Annotated in this window: 15 protein-coding genes; 11 read left to right on the top strand and 4 right to left on the bottom strand. The window is 47.6% G+C overall.

Annotated features, from left to right (window positions below):
* Positions 1-39: 39 nt before the first annotated feature.
* From LZG94_RS19615 to LZG94_RS19605, 3 genes are read right to left on the bottom strand one after another with little or no spacing between them, the layout of a single operon-like run.
* Positions 40-432 (bottom strand): YidH family protein, encoded by a 393-nt coding sequence (locus tag LZG94_RS19615; RefSeq protein WP_233793490.1) that lies wholly within the window; start codon positions 430-432, stop codon positions 40-42.
* Positions 433-480: 48 nt separating this feature from the next.
* On the bottom strand, positions 481-2,607 hold the full coding sequence (locus LZG94_RS19610; protein ID WP_233793489.1) for a cation:proton antiporter: 2,127 nt from the start codon (positions 2,605-2,607) through the stop codon (positions 481-483).
* A 2-nt stretch (positions 2,608-2,609) separates the two neighbouring features.
* Positions 2,610-3,188 carry a hypothetical protein gene (locus LZG94_RS19605; protein ID WP_233793488.1) on the bottom strand — a complete coding sequence of 193 codons (579 nt, stop codon included), beginning with the start codon at positions 3,186-3,188 and terminating at the stop codon, positions 2,610-2,612.
* Positions 3,189-3,378: 190 nt separating this feature from the next.
* Between LZG94_RS19605 and LZG94_RS19600 the strand changes: the two genes are divergently transcribed.
* The gene (locus tag LZG94_RS19600) at positions 3,379-4,683 is read left to right on the top strand and encodes a sensor histidine kinase KdpD (protein WP_233793487.1); all 1,305 of its coding nucleotides are present in this window, start codon (positions 3,379-3,381) and stop codon (positions 4,681-4,683) included.
* 49 nt (positions 4,684-4,732) lie between these two features.
* Here the strand turns inward: LZG94_RS19600 and LZG94_RS19595 are convergent, their stop codons facing one another.
* The gene (locus tag LZG94_RS19595; RefSeq protein ID WP_233793486.1) at positions 4,733-5,386 is read right to left on the bottom strand and encodes a response regulator transcription factor; all 654 of its coding nucleotides are present in this window, start codon (positions 5,384-5,386) and stop codon (positions 4,733-4,735) included.
* Between the two features lie 209 nt (positions 5,387-5,595).
* On the opposite strand from LZG94_RS19595, the gene LZG94_RS19590 reads away from it, so the two are divergent.
* The 10 genes from LZG94_RS19590 to LZG94_RS19545 all read left to right on the top strand — a co-directional run bounded on the left by LZG94_RS19590 (position 5,596) and on the right by LZG94_RS19545 (position 19,884).
* Positions 5,596-6,045, top strand: coding sequence for a hypothetical protein (locus tag LZG94_RS19590; protein WP_233793485.1), 450 nt, complete (start codon positions 5,596-5,598; stop codon positions 6,043-6,045).
* A gap of 153 nt (positions 6,046-6,198) precedes the next feature.
* The gene (locus LZG94_RS19585) at positions 6,199-8,955 is read left to right on the top strand and encodes a DUF6923 family protein (RefSeq protein WP_233793484.1); all 2,757 of its coding nucleotides are present in this window, start codon (positions 6,199-6,201) and stop codon (positions 8,953-8,955) included.
* A 183-nt stretch (positions 8,956-9,138) separates the two neighbouring features.
* On the top strand, positions 9,139-10,659 hold the full coding sequence (locus LZG94_RS19580; protein ID WP_233793483.1) for a HAMP domain-containing sensor histidine kinase: 1,521 nt from the start codon (positions 9,139-9,141) through the stop codon (positions 10,657-10,659).
* Positions 10,656-11,078 carry a response regulator gene (locus tag LZG94_RS19575; protein ID WP_233793482.1) on the top strand — a complete coding sequence of 141 codons (423 nt, stop codon included), beginning with the start codon at positions 10,656-10,658 and terminating at the stop codon, positions 11,076-11,078. The genes LZG94_RS19580 and LZG94_RS19575 overlap by 4 nt, the downstream gene beginning before the upstream one ends.
* Before the next feature lie 226 nt (positions 11,079-11,304).
* Entirely contained in the window at positions 11,305-11,547 is a 243-nt protein-coding gene (locus tag LZG94_RS19570) for a hypothetical protein (protein WP_233793481.1), read from the top strand.
* Between the two features lie 27 nt (positions 11,548-11,574).
* Positions 11,575-11,772 carry a hypothetical protein gene (locus LZG94_RS19565; RefSeq protein ID WP_233793480.1) on the top strand — a complete coding sequence of 66 codons (198 nt, stop codon included), beginning with the start codon at positions 11,575-11,577 and terminating at the stop codon, positions 11,770-11,772.
* A gap of 116 nt (positions 11,773-11,888) precedes the next feature.
* Complete coding sequence (locus LZG94_RS19560) at positions 11,889-13,010, top strand: AraC family transcriptional regulator (RefSeq protein WP_233793479.1); 1,122 nt, start codon at positions 11,889-11,891, stop codon at positions 13,008-13,010.
* Between the two features lie 103 nt (positions 13,011-13,113).
* On the top strand, positions 13,114-14,982 hold the full coding sequence (locus LZG94_RS19555; protein ID WP_233793478.1) for a serine hydrolase: 1,869 nt from the start codon (positions 13,114-13,116) through the stop codon (positions 14,980-14,982).
* A 168-nt stretch (positions 14,983-15,150) separates the two neighbouring features.
* Positions 15,151-18,369 carry a TonB-dependent receptor gene (locus LZG94_RS19550; protein ID WP_233793477.1) on the top strand — a complete coding sequence of 1,073 codons (3,219 nt, stop codon included), beginning with the start codon at positions 15,151-15,153 and terminating at the stop codon, positions 18,367-18,369.
* Positions 18,370-18,408: 39 nt separating this feature from the next.
* Positions 18,409-19,884, top strand: a complete 1,476-nt coding sequence (locus LZG94_RS19545; protein ID WP_233793476.1) for a RagB/SusD family nutrient uptake outer membrane protein — start codon at positions 18,409-18,411, stop codon at positions 19,882-19,884.
* The last annotated feature ends 18 nt before the right edge of the window (positions 19,885-19,902 follow it).

Raw genomic sequence — 19,902 nt, 5'->3', positions numbered from 1 at the left:
CGCTATTGCCACCCAAGATATAAATGCATTTGAGCACGTTTATACGCTTTGCAGCAGGTAAGCGATCAGGAGCATACTGATCAGAAAAATAACACTGGTAAGAAGGGTTGTCAGTAAAGTTGTAGGTTGATAACGTCCCGTTTTGAGCTGCACTTCAGTCCTGCGGTACTGCATGAAGGCGAACAGGATCGAGAGCGTACCGAGGGCGACCAGGATAATCCCGATAACCGACGAATATCCCTGAGAAGGCGCGGTTACCTTCGTATTTAACACAATACCAATTTGTTTCACAAACAGCGAGAACTTGACAACTACAAACCCGAATGCCATAATTCCAATCCCTGTCCTGACCCAGGCAAGGTAAGTCCGCTCATTGGCCAGGTGATCATTGGGCTTGAAAGGCGATGGATCGTTGTCTTTTTCAGAGTTCATTGTCTATTCGTCTTTTTAAATTTAATTGTTATCACTTTTGTCGTCCAACTACCCCGGGAAGATCTTGCTGATCATCCGGCCGATCTCAACGAAATCGTCGTGGTTACTCACAGATCGCTTCTCTATTTCGTCTGGATTCTGTTGTGAGAATGGATAGATCATCAGAAAATTATTATTGAGCGCGTGCTCATTCAGAAAGTCGGGCATGAGGCCCAGGCGCGGGAAGTAAGAGGCCATTCCCCGTTTGGCCATAAAAATGACGAGCCCCTCATCTTCCGAAATCCGGGTAGCCGCAACTTCCGCCTCTCCCCAGTAGTCGATCACGTGCAGGGACATTTCAATCGCCGATTTTTTAGCTATTCTTTCGATAATTCCAATGATCGGCTCGCTGGTATAAAACGCCATTTCGGCGCCCGATGATTTTCCTATATTCCACACACGGAGTAATGCCTGAAAGAAGCCCGGCTCCTTATCCGCCTTCGCGGGAATCAGTACGATGTATTTTTTAATGGTAGAAATAGGCTGCGCAGCATGGTAGATCAGCGTATTCACATTATCGTTTTGCAGGTAACCATTGGTGAGGTTGTCAACCAGCGACGGCGTAAAACCCTTTTCAGTCTGCAACCCCAGCACCAGGTCTGTTACCCGTTGTTCCTTAATCACATTGTTGATCCCGGTAGCAACGTCGCTGTCATATCTGGTCAGCGGCCTGATCTGGACGTCGGCAGCGGCGGCAGTCGTTACTGCCATGTGCAGCGTTTTTTCCGCATTTTTTACAGACGATTCATTCTTTTCGTCATTGATCACATTAAGTGCAAACAGTCTGTCCTTATTATGTGACGCTTTGATCAGCAAACTCAGATTTACCACTTTTTCGACATTCTCTTCGTAGTTGATCGCCATCAGAATACTCTCACTTTCCGGACTGATCCCCGACGCAGTCGCTTCTTTATCCGCCGCCGCAATCCTGGCCGCGCTCGACATGGACACAAACGAGGATACCGTACAGGAAACCAGGATCAGCAGAATACTACCATTCAGAACGTGCTCGCTCAGCAAGCGGACAGATTCGCCGGCAGTGGTTTCGGAAACGATAATGTTGTACCCGACCATTACAGACGCCAACGTGGCAGCCGCCGACGCCGAGCTCATTCCAAAAATCAGCATTCCTTCGTCTTTGCTTAATTTAAAGGTTTTCTGGGTCAAAATAGCCGCCACATATTTACCACCAATCGAAGCTACCAGCATCACCGCCGCCACAACGAGGGTTTCAATACTTTTGAAAAAAACACTGAAATCAATCAGCATACCCACGCTGATCAGGAAAAAAGGTATGAAGATCGCATTCCCTACAAATTCCACGCGGTTCATCAATGCAGAAGTGTGCGGGATCAGACGATTGAGTGCAAGACCTGCAAAAAAGGCACCGATAATAGCTTCAATTCCCGCTAACTCGGCCAGCACAGCAGCGAGGTAAATCATCACCAGTACGAATATGTACTGGGAAATCTTATCGTCGACTCTCTTGAAAAACCACCTGCCGATGATCGGGAATACGAGCAGGACCGTCAAACCAAATGCGAGCACAGAAAGCCCCAGGCGCAGCCAGAATGCAGTATTGACCTCTCCCTGCGTCATTCCTACGACAACCGCCAGCACCAAAAGCGAAAGGACGTCGGTGAGCATCGTACCTCCTACAGTGATATTGACAGACAAATTCTTTGAAATACCCATTTTGCTGACGATCGGATAGGATATCAGTGTGTGGGAAGAGAAAAGACTGGCAAATAATACGGAGGTCAACAACGAGAAATTCAATATGTAATAGCCGCCGATCATCCCCAATACAAATGGTACGATGAAGGTGAATGCGGTGAAAGTCACACTCTTGCCCATATTCTTTTTGAAATCGCCCATATCGATTTCAAGCCCGGCCAGGAACATAATATAAAGCAGGCCGGTGGTACCCGTCACCACTACACTGCTGTCCCGGGAAAGGAGGTTCAGCCCATTGGGCCCGACCAACGCGCCGGCAATCAGAAGTCCCAGTAAATGAGGCACTTTGATCTTGTTAAGCAAAAGCGGGGCGCCGAGAATGATGATCAATTCCAGCAAAAACTTCAATACCGGATCTTCAATAGGCAGGCTGCCGATATGAATATTTAAAAGGTGCATGGCTATCGGTTTAAGCGTGTGAGTTCCATTGAAAACTGGGCAGTACAGGCTTTATCAATGCCGGTAGTCTGCGACCCTTTTAAGAGCGTTGGATTTTCTCTCTTCAGATCGACGCTGATTTCCATGTTTTTGGTGGCCGAGGTATCGCTTTTAAATTGGAGGTAAATGCTGGTGCTGTCAAATCTGGCGGAATAGACCCTGACTATCTGGTTGTTATTGATAACCCGGGTATAAAGTCCGGTGGAGTCACTGATAAATTCCCAGGTATTGGAACGCTGGTCGCCGATCACATATTCGCTGCAATTGGACTCGCGGCAAACTGACTTGGCACTCCACGCGCCGGCGATCTCATCCGGCCACTGCTGGATAGTAATAGTAGTTGTGTCAATTTTGGTGAGAAGACTATCGCGCATTTTTAACAGTGACTGATAATCAGCCTCTTTCAAAGCAAATGCTTTTTCCCGATCCAGGATCTGCTGCTCGCGCGCAGCAAGTTCCCGCTCTTTTTCTTTATCCTGACAGCTTGCCAGAAACGTTGCAAAGAAGAAGATCAGCAGGAGGTGTTTACGGTTTATCATCATGTTTTAAAAATAAATGGGCGGCAGGAAGATTTCACTCTGATGACTACTAAGTTAAAAAAGCATTCCCTAATCCTGCTCTAAAAACATATAACTTCGTTGAAAGATGAGCAAACCTGGTGTTTCATCTTGTCACTTGTTAAAGCGCTATATCATACTTTTAGCCGATTTCTTTACTAATTCTTCTGCTATTTTGAATTCCCTGAAATCCCTGATTGCTTCGATCCGAAATCGCGGGCAGCACCTGATAGGGCAACCGGACGATCTGTCTTTACAAACCCGCATTTACCACTTTGTTTGCATAACTACGATCGCGGTGATGTTTTATGTACTGATTTTCAGTGCTATCCAGCAAATGGTATCTTATGCCGTGATCACGCTACTGCTGATTCCGCTTCAAATTTTCCTGCTTTACATTTCCAGGTTCAGAAACCGGACTGCATTGTCCATGAAGGTCTATATCCTGCTCATTCACGGATTTTTTGTGATCAGTTATCGGCTGAGTGCGGGCATTGCCGGCTCAACTTTGCTTTCTTTCAGTATTGTCTTTTTCCTGTCGCTGGCCATAGTGCCGAGGAAAGAATACGTATTGCTGACGCTTGTAAATCTGGGTACCGTAGCCGGGCTCCTGCTTTCCGAATACGACAGTCCTGCATTTGTACTCACCCACTATGCGGACAGGACCGAGCATTTCATAGACATTGCTTCTACTTATGCCGTCACGATCATTCTGATGCTCTCTGGCCTGGGATATATCATCAAAAACTACACAACTGAAAAGGAAAATGCCGAGGCACGAGCCTCTTTACTGGATGAGCTGCACGAGGAGAAAGCAAGGTTAATTTCTATCATTTCTCATGATTATCACACGCCCCTGGCCAATTTGCAACATGCGCTTTACATCATGGACACGCACGAGCTGAGCCCTTCCGAAATCAAAATTTTTACCGGTGAAATGCGTAAATCTGTTGTGAACACGCAAAGCCTTTTGACAAACCTGCTAGAAATTACCAAAACTGAAAACGGACTTTATTCCTTTGATATGGTCACCTCTTTTTCTATTTGGGAGGCGATGAGCGAAACATTGGATGTATACAGCGATATCGCCCGGTCAAACGGCCAGCGGATCGAGGTTTCAATTCCCGAAAAGCTGCATATCAATGCCAATCAGCACCTGTACACCACCGTTATCAGAAACCTTATCAATAATGCGGTGAAATATGCGGGGAGCGACGCCTTTATACGCTTTTCATACCAATATCAGGAGGGATATCACGTTTTTCAGGTGGCTGACAATGGCCCGGGGATTCCTGAAAAAGTGCAGCAGGAAATACTGCAAAGCTGGAACCAGTCCGCCAGAAATGTCTCGCGCTCCGGGGCGATCGGGCTGCCTCTTTCCAAACAATATGCAGCGGCGCTGGGAGGAGATCTGTTATTCGAAACCGGCCCCGGCGGAACAACCTTTTTTCTAAAAATCCCTGCCGTTGCTCCCGCTTGAAGTATCAGGAATGCTGATCTTGGAATTGAATAACCCTGCAAAAACTACTTCAAACCAGATCCAATTTGTCATTCTCGTAATAGGCATCCATTTTCCGGGAAAGCTCCACCATATTGGTAACATTGAGCTTCTGGAATATTTTGGCTTTCTGCGTACCAACAGTCGGCACGGCGACATTCAGTTCCTGCGCGATTTCTTTGAGCCACTTGCCTTTCAGCAACAACGCCAGGACCTGTCTTTCCCGCGGCGACAATGCGCGGATCGGGTCCACCGGAAGCGGTTCATTGTTTACCAAATTGCTGACCATCAGTTTATGTACAGCCTGACTGACATACTTTTTACCTTCCAGGACGGTCTTAATAGCGTTTTTGGTCTCAGCTTCGGTGCTGTATTTGTGGAGAAATCCTTTTGCCCCGCTCTGAATATAGATAGGCGCGTTGAACAATTCATCACGTGAGGTACAGATCAGGATATTAATGTCCGGCTGCACCGCCTTGAAACGCCTGATCATTTCAACACCAAGCCCCCCGGGCAGCCCCAGGTCGAGAATTATCAAATCCATTTGCTGCCGGCAGTGCTGGTCAATCGCTTTTTGGAAGGAATTGGCAAAAAATAAAGTAACATCATCTGCAATACTTTCAGCCATGGCCCCCATGCCAAAACAGATCATGGGATGGTCATCTACAATCAATATGTTGGGCATATCAAAGCCTTCAATTCTATAAAACTATTTCACTAAACGTTGTAAAGATATTGAAAACACCTTGCACTTGCGCAAGGTAGAACCGCCTTGCACGCTTATCATAATTTTACTATATCTTCTGATAGGTTGTTTAACGAAGTTTGCAGGAATTTGCGACAACTATCTTCTCGCCAGTTCATCTTCCCTATCCCGTTAAACAATAAATCAGAATGCTCCGCATCGCTGTTATCGATCTGCAACCGCTATCATGCATAGGTATAAAGGCATACCTTCAGGAACTGTTAAAAGATATTGAGTGCCAGACCGCCTATACTACAAAGGCTGCCAGCGCACTGCATCTTTCGTCCGGGCTTGACCTGATCATACTGGGTCTCAACCGGAAAACACAACATGAAATGGTGGATCTGATAGCGCAGTTAAATGAAGCTGGTTCACAGATCCCGGTGGTAATAATGTACGAATACTTCGATGTGGCGCACCTGAGACAATTACCCCTGCACACCGCAAGTGGTTTAATTTCCAAGCGGACCAACATCGAACAATTGGCTGAATGCATGGCGGCTGTGCTATCAGGAAGCTCCTTTATGTGCGAAAAAACACGCCAGCATATTATCGATGTATTTGCAGAAAGCGGGAGCCGCAGGCGATTGGTACAGTGATAAAGACCGGTAACAGGATGATAACCCAGGCTGAGGCTGTCGGAATAGTTCCTGATATAATCCGTAATAGATCGAAATATTATGATTTCCCCGCGTTCGATCCCGGTCTACTTTTGCCCTCGCTTGTATGTAACTAATCGTTAACCAAAACGTATGAATAAACATTTTCGAAAATCAATTCACACCGCTAAAAACAAAATCAGGGTTGCGGTCCTGGCGTCGGTCATGACATTACCGGTGTACCATGCATTTGCCCAGCAACCAGCTTTTGACTGCTCGCAGGCGAGCTTTGTCATTGGTAACCGCAGTGTTGGTGGAAGTAATGTGTCGGACGGGTACACCCTGGACCTATCCACCGGCGAGTCGGCCCTGGCGAAATCACCTCTGATCAGTTCCGGCAGCGCGTTCGTCAACGCGATCGGTTACAACTCCGTCGATAATTATATCTGGGGATATAGAACAGGTACCAACCAGGTCGTCCGCATCGGCAGCGACTGGTCTGTTGAATTTTTCGACGTCACCGGGTTCGCTTCTACCGGTTTCACGACCGGCGATGTGAGCCCGGACGGTTTAATGTATCTATACACCACCAGTGCGGCAAGCTTTACAATCGTAGACCTGAACCCAGGCTCGGCCAACTACCTTGTTGCTCAAACCGTTCCTACCAGCGGCACCCAGCTCAACGACTGGGCCTTCAATCCGGCCGATGGGCTACTTTATGGTTTTGGGACAGATAAGGTCCTTTACCAGTTTGACCCTGTTTCCGGTACACGCACTACATTAGGCGCAGTCACAGGTGGCGGCATCGAGACCTCTGCTTTCACAGGTGCGTTCGGCACTGCTTTTTTTGACACGGACGGTAATATGTTCGTCGGTAACAATAGCAGCGGTGCTATTTTCAAAATTTCCGCCCCGCTGAATACCTTGACAGCCAGCCTTTTCTCGACGGCCAATGTAACGCCCGGCGATGGAGCCCGTTGCGCGAATGCATCGGTACCTGTACCGCCTGTGGCTGTGAATGATGAGCTCAATGTGGCTTGTGAAAGTGCTTTGATAGATGTACTGGCGAACGATGTGGCCGGAGACGCGGCAATCGTCCCTTCAAGTGTGCGGCTGATTGAGCCGGGTACTTCCAATCGGGTTACTTCGCTCGCTATTCCGGGCCAGGGTAGCTACGAGGTAAATGTTGTCACAGGAGCAGTTACATTCACACCCGTGGAAGGTTTTATAAATACCCTTTCAGTAAGTTATGTGATAGCCGACAGCGACGGGCTGGAAGGTGAGGGAAGTATTATCGTTACGGGCAACTGCCCCGCACAGCCTGCATTTCCATGCTCCGAACTGAGTTATGTGATCGGAAACCGCAATGTCAATGGATCCAACGTTTCGGACGGCTATACCCTTGACCTCTCTACCGGTAACGCGGTACTGGGCAAGGCGGACCTGATCGACGGCGCGAATGCATTCATCAATGCAATTGGTTACAATGTTAAGGACAACTATATCTGGGGGTTCCGCTACAATACCCAGCAGCTGGTAAGGATCGGCAGTGACTGGTCGGTGAAGACTTTTCCGGTATCCGGGTTCCCTACTCCGCTTCCTGGTTATGCTACGGGCGATGTCAGTCCTGAGGGCATACTGTATCTCTACGCCGCCAATAGCACAGAGATCACAATGGTGGATCTGAACCCCGGCTCGGCTGGCTATCTGACCGCAGTAACCGTACCGACAACTCCCACAGAGCTCAACGATTGGTCTTTCAACCCTGCCGACGGGCTGCTGTATGCATTCGGTACAAACAAGGTCCTTTACCAGTTTGATCCGGTAACCGGCAGCCGGACAACGATTGGCGCAGTGACAGGCGCAGGTATCGAAACCTCTGCTTATACTGGCGCTTTTGGTACTGCATTTTTCGATTCGGACGGAGATCTTTACGTAGGGAACAATGGTAGCGGGGCGATTTTCAGGATCAGCGCGCCACTATCAAATCTGACAGCCACCCTATTTTCAACTGCGAATGTGACGCCCGGTGACGGTGCCCGTTGCGCAAATGCGACAGTTACAGATCCACCGGTTGCCGTGGATGACGCCGCAACCGGTACCTGCAGCGCAACCGTCGTGGATGTGCTTTCAAACGATCTGCCGGGAAGCGCACCGATCACTATATCGAGCGTACAGTTACTTACACCTGGTACTCTTGAGCGTGTCACAACACTGGCTATCGACGGGGAAGGACAATATTCGGTCAACCCCGAAACCGGTTCTGTTACATTTACAGCTTCAAACGGTTTCCGTGGCACCACGTCTGTAGATTATGTACTTGCTGATGGAAATGGTCTTGAATCCATTGGAACCATCACCATTGAGGTAGATTGTCCGCTGCCTGTCACCCTTGTATCTTTTGATGCGCGTAGGGAAAACAGGACCGCGCAGCTAAGCTGGTCAACCACCGAAGAAGTAAATTTCGATCGTTTTGAGATCGAGCGCAGCACGAATGCAAAGGTTTGGACAAAGATCGGGACGGTTGGCTCTATCGGCGAAAGCAATGCGACAAAGCATTACACTTTCAGTGATCTGTCGCCGGAAGCAGGCGAAAACCTGTACCGGTTAAAAATGGTCGATCACGATGGCACAATCGCTTTCAGTCGTGTCAGAAGTCTAACGTGGGAAGGCGCACTCAGCGCACACATTTACCCCAACCCAGCCACCGACCGCATTTACCTGGATCAGGCTGGCACGAAGGCGGTTGCTCATGTGCGCATTTACAATACCTCTGGCACAAAAGTATCAGCGTCAAAACTGCATGATAACTATGTCGACGTCAAAAAACTGCCCTCAGGCATTTATATCTTGAAAATCACTTATCAGGACGGTTCAATCGGAAGTTTCCGGTTTGTACGTGGAAAATAACAGGTAGCTGTAACGCTCCCGCAAAACATTGGCTATGCCAATCAACTGCTTCTTCAAGCAGTTTAACGTTGAGTAAGAATTAACACCTCTTGTTATTAATGAGAGGTGTTTTCGTATACTTTAAATTTATGAAACGCAAAATCTTCTCTGTTCGGACGGATCTTGCATTCCAAAACAACAATAATGAACCACAATATTCATAAAGCAGGCATCGTAGTTGCGGCTGCTATTCCATTATTTATTTTACCCGCCCGCATTTCCGAAGGCCAGTTGAATGACCCGGTCAATTTAATAGGATCCGAAACAGTTATTTTTCTGATGTCGCTTACCTGCTGGTATTGCATCAACTTTGTTCAGCGTAAAATGGGCGCCTGGCAGGCGCTTTTGATTTCAGTGCTTTGCTGCTGTGTCCTTTCGAATCTGTTCTACTTTACCTTCAACCCGCTTTTCAAAGACTTTCCCTTCCGGACGGAGCAGAACTCGCTGGTTATTAAAATCCTGATGTTATCCAGCAGGGGTATCCTCATGAGTGTCATTCTAATCCCGACTGCCTATTTCCTCAAAAGAGACCAGCAAGCGCGGTATCAGCGACTTGAAAATGAGCGGCTTGCGGTGGAACGGGTGAAAGTAGAGAACCGGTTGCTCGAACAGGCGGTAGTGGATCGGACGAAAGCATTGCACGAAGCCCTGGCGTCCCTTGAAACTTCCCAGCGCGACCAGGAGCATCAGTTATACATTCAATCTCGGCTGATGGCATCCATTTCCCATGATATTATCGGGCCTTTCAATCACATGGTGATCATATGCAGTATGGTCAGAGAAATGCTGAGCAGCCAGCAATATGCACAAGCAGGCAGGTACAACGCCGAGCTGCACAAATCGATGGAAACGATGTTCGTGTTCATAAGGAACCTCCTGGAATTCGCCAAGCTGCCTGTTCAGCAGAAGCTTGCGAAAATTGAGGCTATTAACCTTTCGGAGCTGATCAATAGCAAAACCGAGCTGTTTGAAGCAATTATTAAAACCAATGGAAACAGCCTGCTTGTTGAATCGGACCGGTCGCTGCATGTATCAAGCAATCCGGCACTGCTGGGGATCGTGTTGCACAATTTGATCGACAATGCAAACAAGCACACATCCGCCGGGGAAATCAGGATCAGGGCCTTCCTTCAGGAGGGGCAGCCCCACCTCATCTGCGAAAATACAAATGCGCATATTCCCTTCGAGGTTTTGGAATGGATCAATTCGGATATTCACGCCGCTCAGACCATTCTTTCGCCGGTTATGATCGAGAACCTGGGTATTGGGTTGATTCTGGTCAAAGAAATCACTTCACTCCTGAAAATTCCACTGTTGATGACTTACACGGGCAACACGATCAGCGCCAGGTTAACTTTCGAATCTGCTGAACGGCATGCCTTTTGCTATCTTATAAAAAGCCCATCATCAAAAAACAGAACTTTTATGGAGAGCAACGATCAAAAGAATACGCCCATTAAAGATGATGCAGTAAGAAAGGCGCTCGCTTCCGGCAGAAATGCGAATGACAACTTTCAGCAGGAGCCTGAGAATGAATATGGCATCGACAAGTCTGCGCCAGATGCCGATGCCGAGCGGGAAGAGCGCGACAGGATCAAAGGGGGAAAGGGCCAGAGAGGCGTGATTAGGAACCGGAATGACGATTTTGATCAGCAGGAGCAATGAAATCGTTCGACAACATGAAGCCTATCTATATTGTAGATGATAGTGCTGATCAACGTCTATTGCTCGGATATTTCATTAAAAGGATCAATCCCGATTACCAGATTACGCTTTTTGACGGCGGCCAGGCATTGCTTGATTCGTTGGCAATCGCTGCGGAGACCGGCACGGCGCTTCCACGGATCATCGTCCTGGATTTGCAAATGCCGGGAATGACCGGTTATCAGGTTCTCAAAACGATAAAGAGGCCCGATCAGAATGAGAAACTTAAAGAAATCCCGGTCGTAATCCTGAGCAGTTATATAGACCAGGATCTCATCAATCAGTGCCTGGACGCAGGGGCACTGGCATTTTTGCATAAGCCGGTCGATTTTGAACAGTTAAGAAAGCTTCTCTCCGGAGCCGACATATTAGCGACCTGACCTGCCCGATGTCCGGTCGCTTTTTAAAGATGGATATTTCAAGCCCAGCCAAAACTTGCATCATCTTAAATACTTTGGGCTTATCTAACAGCTTCATCAGGTACATAATACGCGGGGCCCGATGGCCAAATTAATTATCTGAACAAAGCGCAGGTTGATCGGACGGTCGTTACTACATTGGATATAACTACACGAAAACAGGCGGAAATAAGCTTTAAGTCTTCAAATGGCTTATTGCTTTTTTAAAAAAGAATTAAGCAGATCTATCAAAGCCTTTCCATTCATGCTAGGGGGCACATTTGATGAAGCTGCCAACGAGCTGGTAATAGGCGATACAGAAAGTGCGGATTCCGAAGATCTGCTGGACGAAGCATTGATCAAGACCATTCAGATGGGCGGTGAGGTTTACCTGTTGGATCAGGAGAGAATGCCGGCTGAAACCGCTGTGGCAGCAGTATTTCGATATTAGAATGTGCAAAGTCCAACAGCAGCAAAATTGAGCTACGAATCCCATTATGTCAACGGCTTAATGCTGCATGTGGGACACCTGGGGCCTGCGGGAGGCGAGATCATCGTTTTCCTGCACGGTTTCCCGGAGTTTAGCCTGAGCTGGATTCTAGCAGCCAGCACGGCGGCCAGGATATTTTCAATCATAAATAAAATGCAGCCCGTGAAGCAATTATGTTGCAGATGATTTTTGACTGGCGGGTAAAAAGGGCCGATGAAGTTTCTATAAATTGCAGCGCACTGCTTCCGCAGGAAGTTGAACAGCAGCTGATAAAATGATCGATCAGCCTATTAATTGAACACATGTCCGATCCCCTGTTAATTGGCTTGACGACCGGCGGAGCGTTTCTGCTGGCATTCTTACTTCTTACCAATCCCAAAAACAGCAATACGAAGGCGAATCGCTGGCTGGGTGCATTTGTATTTACATTCGGTTGTGCATTGTTCGAAGTGTTCCTGCATAATCTCAATCTGCACAGCAGGCATGCTATATTGGTCGATCTGATCGAAGCCAGCAGGTTCTTGTCAGCTCCGATGCTGTACCTGAGCGTTGTCTCCTTTACATCAGCAGCCAAAAAAAGCTCAGCCCGCACGCTCTGGCACTTTGCGCTCTTTGTGATAGTCGTTCTCTTCCGGCTGCCTCACATGCTGACCGGCCAAAATTTTCAGTTTCCAAATGCAGCGACAGCTCATGTTGTATTGATGTTTTTGAAAAATGCGTTGCCGGTGCAGACAGTCATATATTGGTTTTTCTCCTATCGCAGACTATCGGGGCACCAGCAAAATATCGAACAGGTGACCAGCTCAACAGACGAAATTGACTTGTCGTGGTTGAAGCATTTTCTCTGGGTACTCGCGGCTGTCGTGCTGATCTGGCTGAATCTTGCCATTTTCAATTTTACCCTACTCTATGATTTTACGCCGCTGCTGTATCTGGTGAGCGTCTATTTTCTGGCATTTTTCGCATTGAAGCAAAGGGAGGTTTATCCATTTGCAAAACCGGCATTACAGGAATTGGACGAAGTGATTTCTTCCAAAACCAACACTCAAACCGAAAAGCAGGAACGACTGAGTGAAAGCCAGATAGCCGTGCTTAAAGAAAAGTTGGAGAAACTGATGCGTTCTGAAAAAGTATTTCTTGACAATGAGCTCAGCCTCCCCGGTCTCTCTCAGAAAATGCATATTTCTATTCATGAACTATCCTATCTGATCAACAAGGTTTACGGACAGAACTTCTTTGCGTTCGTAAATGGATACCGCATTGAAGAAGCCAAGCGGCTGTTGCTCTCAGGGGAATCTGGAAAGTTGAATATGCTGGGAATCGCTTACGAGTCGGGGTTTAATTCCAAAACAACCTTTAATACCGCATTCAAAAAATTGACCGGCCAGTCGCCCAGCGAATTTGCTGCGTCAGGCAAAAAATGAGCCTTAAAAGCCCGAATCCTGTTCGTTTGGATACATCCGAACGTACCGATTGCCATTTTTCTCCTATTTCGGCTATTACCAACCAACTCATAACCGAAATCAAATGGCCCGTCGCATTACTCTGTTTCTTTCTGCTTTGGCAGTATTATTCATCAATACGTTTGCCGGGGTTCATGCCCAGGAACCCGCTCCCGGGACTTTGGATGAACTGAAAACAAAACTGGCAGCCGAGATGCAGCGGCAGCACATTGCTGGAATGATGCTCGCGATCGTGCAGGATGATTCGATCGTTTTCTCCGGTGGACTGGGCTATGCCGACATCCAAAAGAAAACGCCGGTAACCGACCAGCACCTGTTTCGCGGCGCGTCGATTACCAAAATGTTTGTAGCGATTGGTATCATGAATTTGTTCAAAGAAGGAAAATTGCGGCCCGAAACGAAATTGAGGGATATAGCACCGGAAATCGCATTCAAGAATAAATGGGAAACCACCCGGCCCGTTACCATCGCCGGATTAATGGAGCATACAACCGGTTTCAGCGACAAATCTCCTTTTGAAGAATACAACTTCACCGGCAAGCCGTACACAGCCAAAGAGGCGGTCGAAATTTTTCAGGATTTTATGGTATCCAGATGGGAACCTGGCCAGCGCCATGCTTATTCCAGCGTCAATTATGCGATTTTAGACTACATTATTGGAAAGGTATCGGGTGTACCGGCAAGCGAATATCTGCGGGAAAAGGTATTCAAGCCATTGCAAATGCCCCACGCTAATGTGGCGCTAACCGGTGACGGCTCCGACAAATACAGCAAAGGTTACGTCTGGAATGACGATCATTTTCAGCAAGTGCCCCACCAACCTGCGTTCAATGCGGGATACAGCTCCCTGAATATCAGCGCAGCTGATTTCGCCCATGCATTGAAAGCCTATTTAAGCGACTGGAAAATCCCTTCCGGCCAGTTTCTTTCGGAAGCCGCATTAAATGATACGGAAACACCTCATACATATCTTTCTGCTTCGGCGGGCTTACATAGTACTTATGGATACGGGAACGAATCCTATGAGCTGGGTGGACATATTTTCCGGGGCCATCGCGGCGCCATTGGAGGGTTTTTGTCAAGCTTTTTATATAACCGAGATGCAGGGTTGGGCTACGCATTCGCCATCAATACACATAACGAATCATTTTTCCGGTACGCCGACTATTTGATCAGTCAGTTCATTTTGCAAAAAGCCCCAAAACCTGCTTCCCATGTTACATATCCTGTAAATCACAAGGCGGCAAATCCCTTTCTGGGTTATTACAGGTTATGCAATCCGGGTCAGCTCTATACGGGCTTTTTTGAAACACTTACCAATACTATAAAGGTAGAAGCCTCAGGAAAGGAATTAAAAGTTCGGATCCTGGGCCGCGGCTCGATGAAGTGGCAGGCGGTGGACGAAACGGGATTGAGGTACAAAAACCAATATGCTAACAGTCCTGGAATCCTATTGTTGAAGGATAGTAAATCAAATCCGGTAATCGTAGACGGAACGCTTTATTTTAAGAAAACCACCGCATTTGCCGCCTGGGCTTCCATCCTTTGTTTTGCGGTCAGTGTACTGATACTAGTTACGACCGTCTTTTTCCTGCTGAGGAATCTGGTTCTTGTTTTAATGAAGAAAATCCCGCGTCACCAGCTTTTACAAAAATTCTCACCTGTTCTGATAACCCTTGGACTGACATTGATCCTGCTATCGATCAGCCAGCTATTTGAACACATGAAGCAAGCCGCCCCAACCGCCACCCTTTTCATCATCTGGACAGTTGGAAAATACCTTTTCGCATTTGGTACGCTGCTTATCGTAATTTTTCTGGCCCTGAAATGGAAATCGCTCAACAGCATCGGCCTAAAAGTTTACCTGGTGCTCATCGCACTCTCTTCTTGCTACTTGTTCCAGGTTTTGGCGGAAAACAGCTGGTACTGGTAATGTATCAGTAAAACATCCAGAAAATTTCACCAAAACCGTCAATACCTTTCTTTTTAAATTCAATTACTAATTTTTTCTTACGAAAAAGTTTTTCTTTTTGACAAATAACATATATTTGTTTCGATACCTTTCGATTAAATCATTTCTAGCCCCTTACTTCCATTACTCATGGGAAAACAAAATTTTACCGAGCGTCATATTCGTTTACGTAACGAACGCGGAGTGCCTCTGGGAATAGTCTTCAAAGTGCTGTTCCTATTCTTATTATGTGCATCGGTCCAGGCACAGACGCCAAACCGGGCGAATCTGGTGACTGTGAATGGCGTGGTTACAGAAAAAGCAACCAGTCAGCCGCTGGTCGGCGTATCGATCCGGGTTAAAGGCGGCACCGACGGTGTTGTTTCCGATGCAAACGGAGCCTACAAAATCCAGGTACCCGCAAATAGCACATTGCTGTTTACGTATATAGGGTACAGTGATATTGAAGAAGCTGTCGGAAACCGTTCAACTATCTCTCCACAACTCGAAACGGGGGACAAATCGTTGAATGAGGTTGTGGTGGTCGGTTACGGAAGCCAGTCGAAACGTGAGCTGACCGGCTCGATTGCCTCTGTGAGTTCGCGGCAATTACAGGACCGGGCGGTGGTTTCATTCAGTGAAGCATTGGCCGGACAAATGGCAGGTGTGCAGGTACAGCAAACCTCAGCAGCGCCGGGTGGCGGAATGTCCATTAAAATCAGAGGAACCGGCTCTATTACAGCGGGTAACCAGCCTTTGTACGTTGTTGACGGTGTGCCGCTTGACAACTCAATAAGTAATGCATCTGCCCAGGGCGGAGATATTGGAGATCAGTCTCCCGTAAACCCGCTGGCGAGCATTAACCCTGGTGATATTCAGTCCATTGACGTATTGAAAGATGCATCTGCTACCTCTATCTACGGCTCGCGGGGATCCAACGGTGTGGTATTGATCACTACCAAAACGGGAGCAGCCGGCAAGTCGCAGATCAGCCTGAATGCGAGCTACGGTTTCCAGAAAATTGCGAAAAAAGTGGGGATTATGACCAATCAGCAATATACCCAACGACTTACAGATCAGCGAAATACCGACTGGGTGCGCGCGGGCGGAAAAGCAACGGACCCTAACTCTGTAAGAAGCGGACCTCAATACAAGATTGCCGACGAATTCAAAAATGCAGCTTCCCTCCCATTCACAGACTGGCAAGACCTGCTCTATCGCCGCGCGCCAATGCAAAATTACCAGCTGTCGGCCTCCGGCGGAACGGAAAACGCGCGGTATTACCTGTCGGGCAACTACCAGAACCAGGAAGGTATCGTGATCAACTCCGGTTTCAAGAAATATGCATTTCGTTTGAATGTGGATGCAAAGGTTTCTGACAAAGTGAAAGTCGGTTTCCGCGTTGCGCCATCTTATACCAATAACCGGATCGCGACCACCGGCGGGATCCAGGATTACGGCGCGGTAGCCACTACGGTAATGTCGGTTCCCGGCTTATATCCCGCCCGGAATGCAGACGGTTCCTATGCAACTTCCTACACGCTGCATTACGACGACGGTACCACGCAGAACATCATTTATAACAACGCACTGGCTTTTGGGGAGGGAATTAAGAATACCATGAACCAGTTCAGCACCGTGGGTAGCTTGTTTACGACTATTGATATTTTGAAAAACCTTCAATTCAAAACAAGTATCAATGCGGACGTTAATACATTCAGTAACAACAAGTTCTCGCCTTCCTTTATCAGTGTAAATCCTTCAAATGGTCGCTCATACGCGGCTACCAACATTAGCTGGATCAATGAAAATACGCTGACTTACGACAATAGTTTTGCAGAGCGTCACAACTTGAATGTGCTCGTGGGTTTAACAGAACAGAAATCTTCGTTTAACTCGACTGCAGTCAATGCAAACTCATTCCCGAACGACCTCGTACCTACATTGAATGCAGGTATCGTAACGGGCGGAAGCTCGATCCGTTCGCAATGGACCTTGCTTTCATTGTTGAGCCGCGCTACGTATAATTTAGACGAAAAATACTTCCTGACAGCCACATTCCGTCGTGACGGTTCGTCCCGTTTTGGTTCTGACAATAAATGGGGGAATTTCCCTTCGGCATCGGTCGGCTGGCGGATCGGGCAGGAACAATTTATGGCTGATGTAGCTGCTGTGAGTGAGTTGAAATTGCGTGCGAGTTATGGTTTGATTGGTAACAACCAGATTCCCGACTACGCTTCGGTCGGACTGATCTACGGTAGCAATTATATTCTAGGTTCAGGCGACGGTTCCATTGCCAGCGGCTTGGCGCAAGGTTCTTTGGGCAATGCTGATCTGGGATGGGAGAAAGCCAAAGAATTTGACCTGGGACTTGATCTTGGTCTTTTTCAGAACCGCATTTTCCTGACTTTCGACTACTATAATAAGCTTACTTCTGATTTACTCCTCAATGTTCCCGTGCCACTTTCAACGGGTTACGAAACTGCATTGCGAAATCTGGGAAGTCTGCGTAATAAAGGGATTGAACTTGCATTGGAAACGAGAAATTTCAAGACGGATAAATTCACCTGGAACACCAACGCGAACATCTCTTTTAACACAAACAAAGTGGAATCGCTCGGCCTGGGCGGCACACCGATTATTGTCGCCAACCGCGCTCAGGAGAACTCTCTGACACATATTACGCAGATCGGCAGCCCGCTGGGAAGCTATTACGGCTACATTTTCGACGGGGTTTATAATACAATCGACGAAGTAAACGCTTCTGCGCATTTGCCAAATACTTTCGCAGGTGATGCCAAATTCAGGGACCTGAATAATGATGGCGTGATCAATGATTCTGACAAAACCATTATCGGAAATAACCTTCCGAAGTTTACTTACGGTCTTACGAACAGCTTTAATTACGGAAACCTGGATTTCGGCTTTTCGTTGCAAGGTGTTCAGGATGTGGAAGTAATGAACCTGACAAAACGCAGTGCTTACCGCAACAACGGAACGATTTCGGTGAACTACTGGCGCTCGCCGGAAGAGCCGGGTGACGGCAGAACATTCGGTGCGGGCAGCTCGGCCAACAACCGTACGATCTCGTCATACCTGGTGGACGATGCCTCTTTCCTGCGTATTAAAAACATTACCATTGGTTACAGATTGGGCAAAATACTGAATGGTAATACTATTTTGAAAAATGCGCGGGTTTATATGAACATTCAGAACCTGCACACTTTCACGAAATACTCGGGCTACAATCCGGAAGTGAATACAACCGAAGGTGATCCCTGGATCTCATCCGCGCTCACGCCCGGCATCGATTATGGTACTTACCCGGTGGCAAGAACTATCGTATTTGGCCTTAACCTTGGTTTCTGATCCAACTGAAAACAAATCAATCTTTTAACATTGATTCTTATGATCTCAAAGAATATAAAAATAGCAGTAGCACTGGTTATCCTGGCATTTTCGGGGACTTCCTGTGAAGATTTTCTCGAATCAAAACCCATTTCCCAGATCGGCGAAACGGACTTCTTCAAGACCGAATCTGACTTCAACCAGGCGCTTGTAGGAGCCTATTCCGCCTTTTCACAAGTGTATTCTGGCAATGGATATTACTCCTTACTGGTAGACCTCCGTTCAGATAATACCAGCGAGCTAGTCGCCGGTGGAGACGGAAACGATGCGAAAAGGAACCTTGACGAATTCCGCGAAACGACAGACAATGAGCACCTTACCGCATTCTGGCAGACCAGCTACAACATGATCGCAAGATGTAATAGTATCCTTGCCAAGATTGAAGGATCGGCTGTGTCGGATAATCTAAAAAAACAATATACCGGCGAAGCGCTGACCCTGAGGGCATTGGGCTATTTCAATCTGGTGCGTTTATTCGGCGGTGTTCCGCTGGTAACTGAGCCGGTAACGGACATCGACGCCAGTTATGAAGTGGGCCGCGCTACTGTTCCGGAAGTGTATGCGCAGATCGAAGCGGATCTTGCGAAGGCAGAGGGATTAGTGCCCGTTTCTTATGATGAAGCAAGCGTGGGCAGGGCTACAAAAGGCGCGGCACAAAGCTTGCTCGGACAGGTTTATCTTACCCAGAAAAAATACACAGAAGCGGCTGCCGAATTCAAGAAAGTAGTGACGTCGGGCACTTATAGCCTGCTCCCTGTTTATGCAGATTTGTACAAAGCCGGACAGCAGGGAAATCCGGAGGCGATCTGGCAGGCACAATACAAAGGGGCAGCAAATGGGCTGGGCTCAAACCTTCCAAATCACTTCGCTCCTACTGGTTCTGAGGGAATTACGATACCCTCCGGTGGCGCTTATGGATTTAATCAACCGACTGACGACATTGCTGCCGCTTACACGACAGGCGATGTACGGCGGAACAACATTGCTGACGGATACCAGAATGGCGCAACATTCGTCGCTGCCAAATACATTCGAGGTTATGTGGAGCGTGAAACCGGCGGTGGATATGCAGATTCAGGAGCAGACTGGTACGTGATCCGTTATGCAGATATCCTGTTACAGTATTCAGAAGCATTAAATGAAGCAAAAAAAGGTCCTGACGCCGACGCTTATGCAGCGATCAACCAGGTTCGGAAACGCGCGAAACTTACTGACTTGAGCGGACTGACTTACGAAACTTTCAAAGCAGCAGTTTACAACGAAGAACGTCTGGAATCGCCATTTGAAGGACATCGCTGGTTTGATCTGCTGCGAACTGGTCGTGCCATGGAAGTGATGAATGCAAAAGTTTCGGGTCCTGGAAAAAGTACGGTTGGAATATCAACGCCGATTAAAGCTTATCAGCTTTTGTACCCGATTCCTGCTCTGGCGGTGATTACGAGCTCGCCTGCGATTGTGCAGAATGAGGGGTATTGATGTGAGGTTGAACTAGGG

The organism is Dyadobacter sp. CY343 (assembly GCF_021390335.1).
Taxonomy (GTDB): Bacteria; Bacteroidota; Bacteroidia; order Cytophagales; family Spirosomataceae; genus Dyadobacter.
This window is presented reverse-complemented; position numbering and strand designations above follow the sequence as displayed.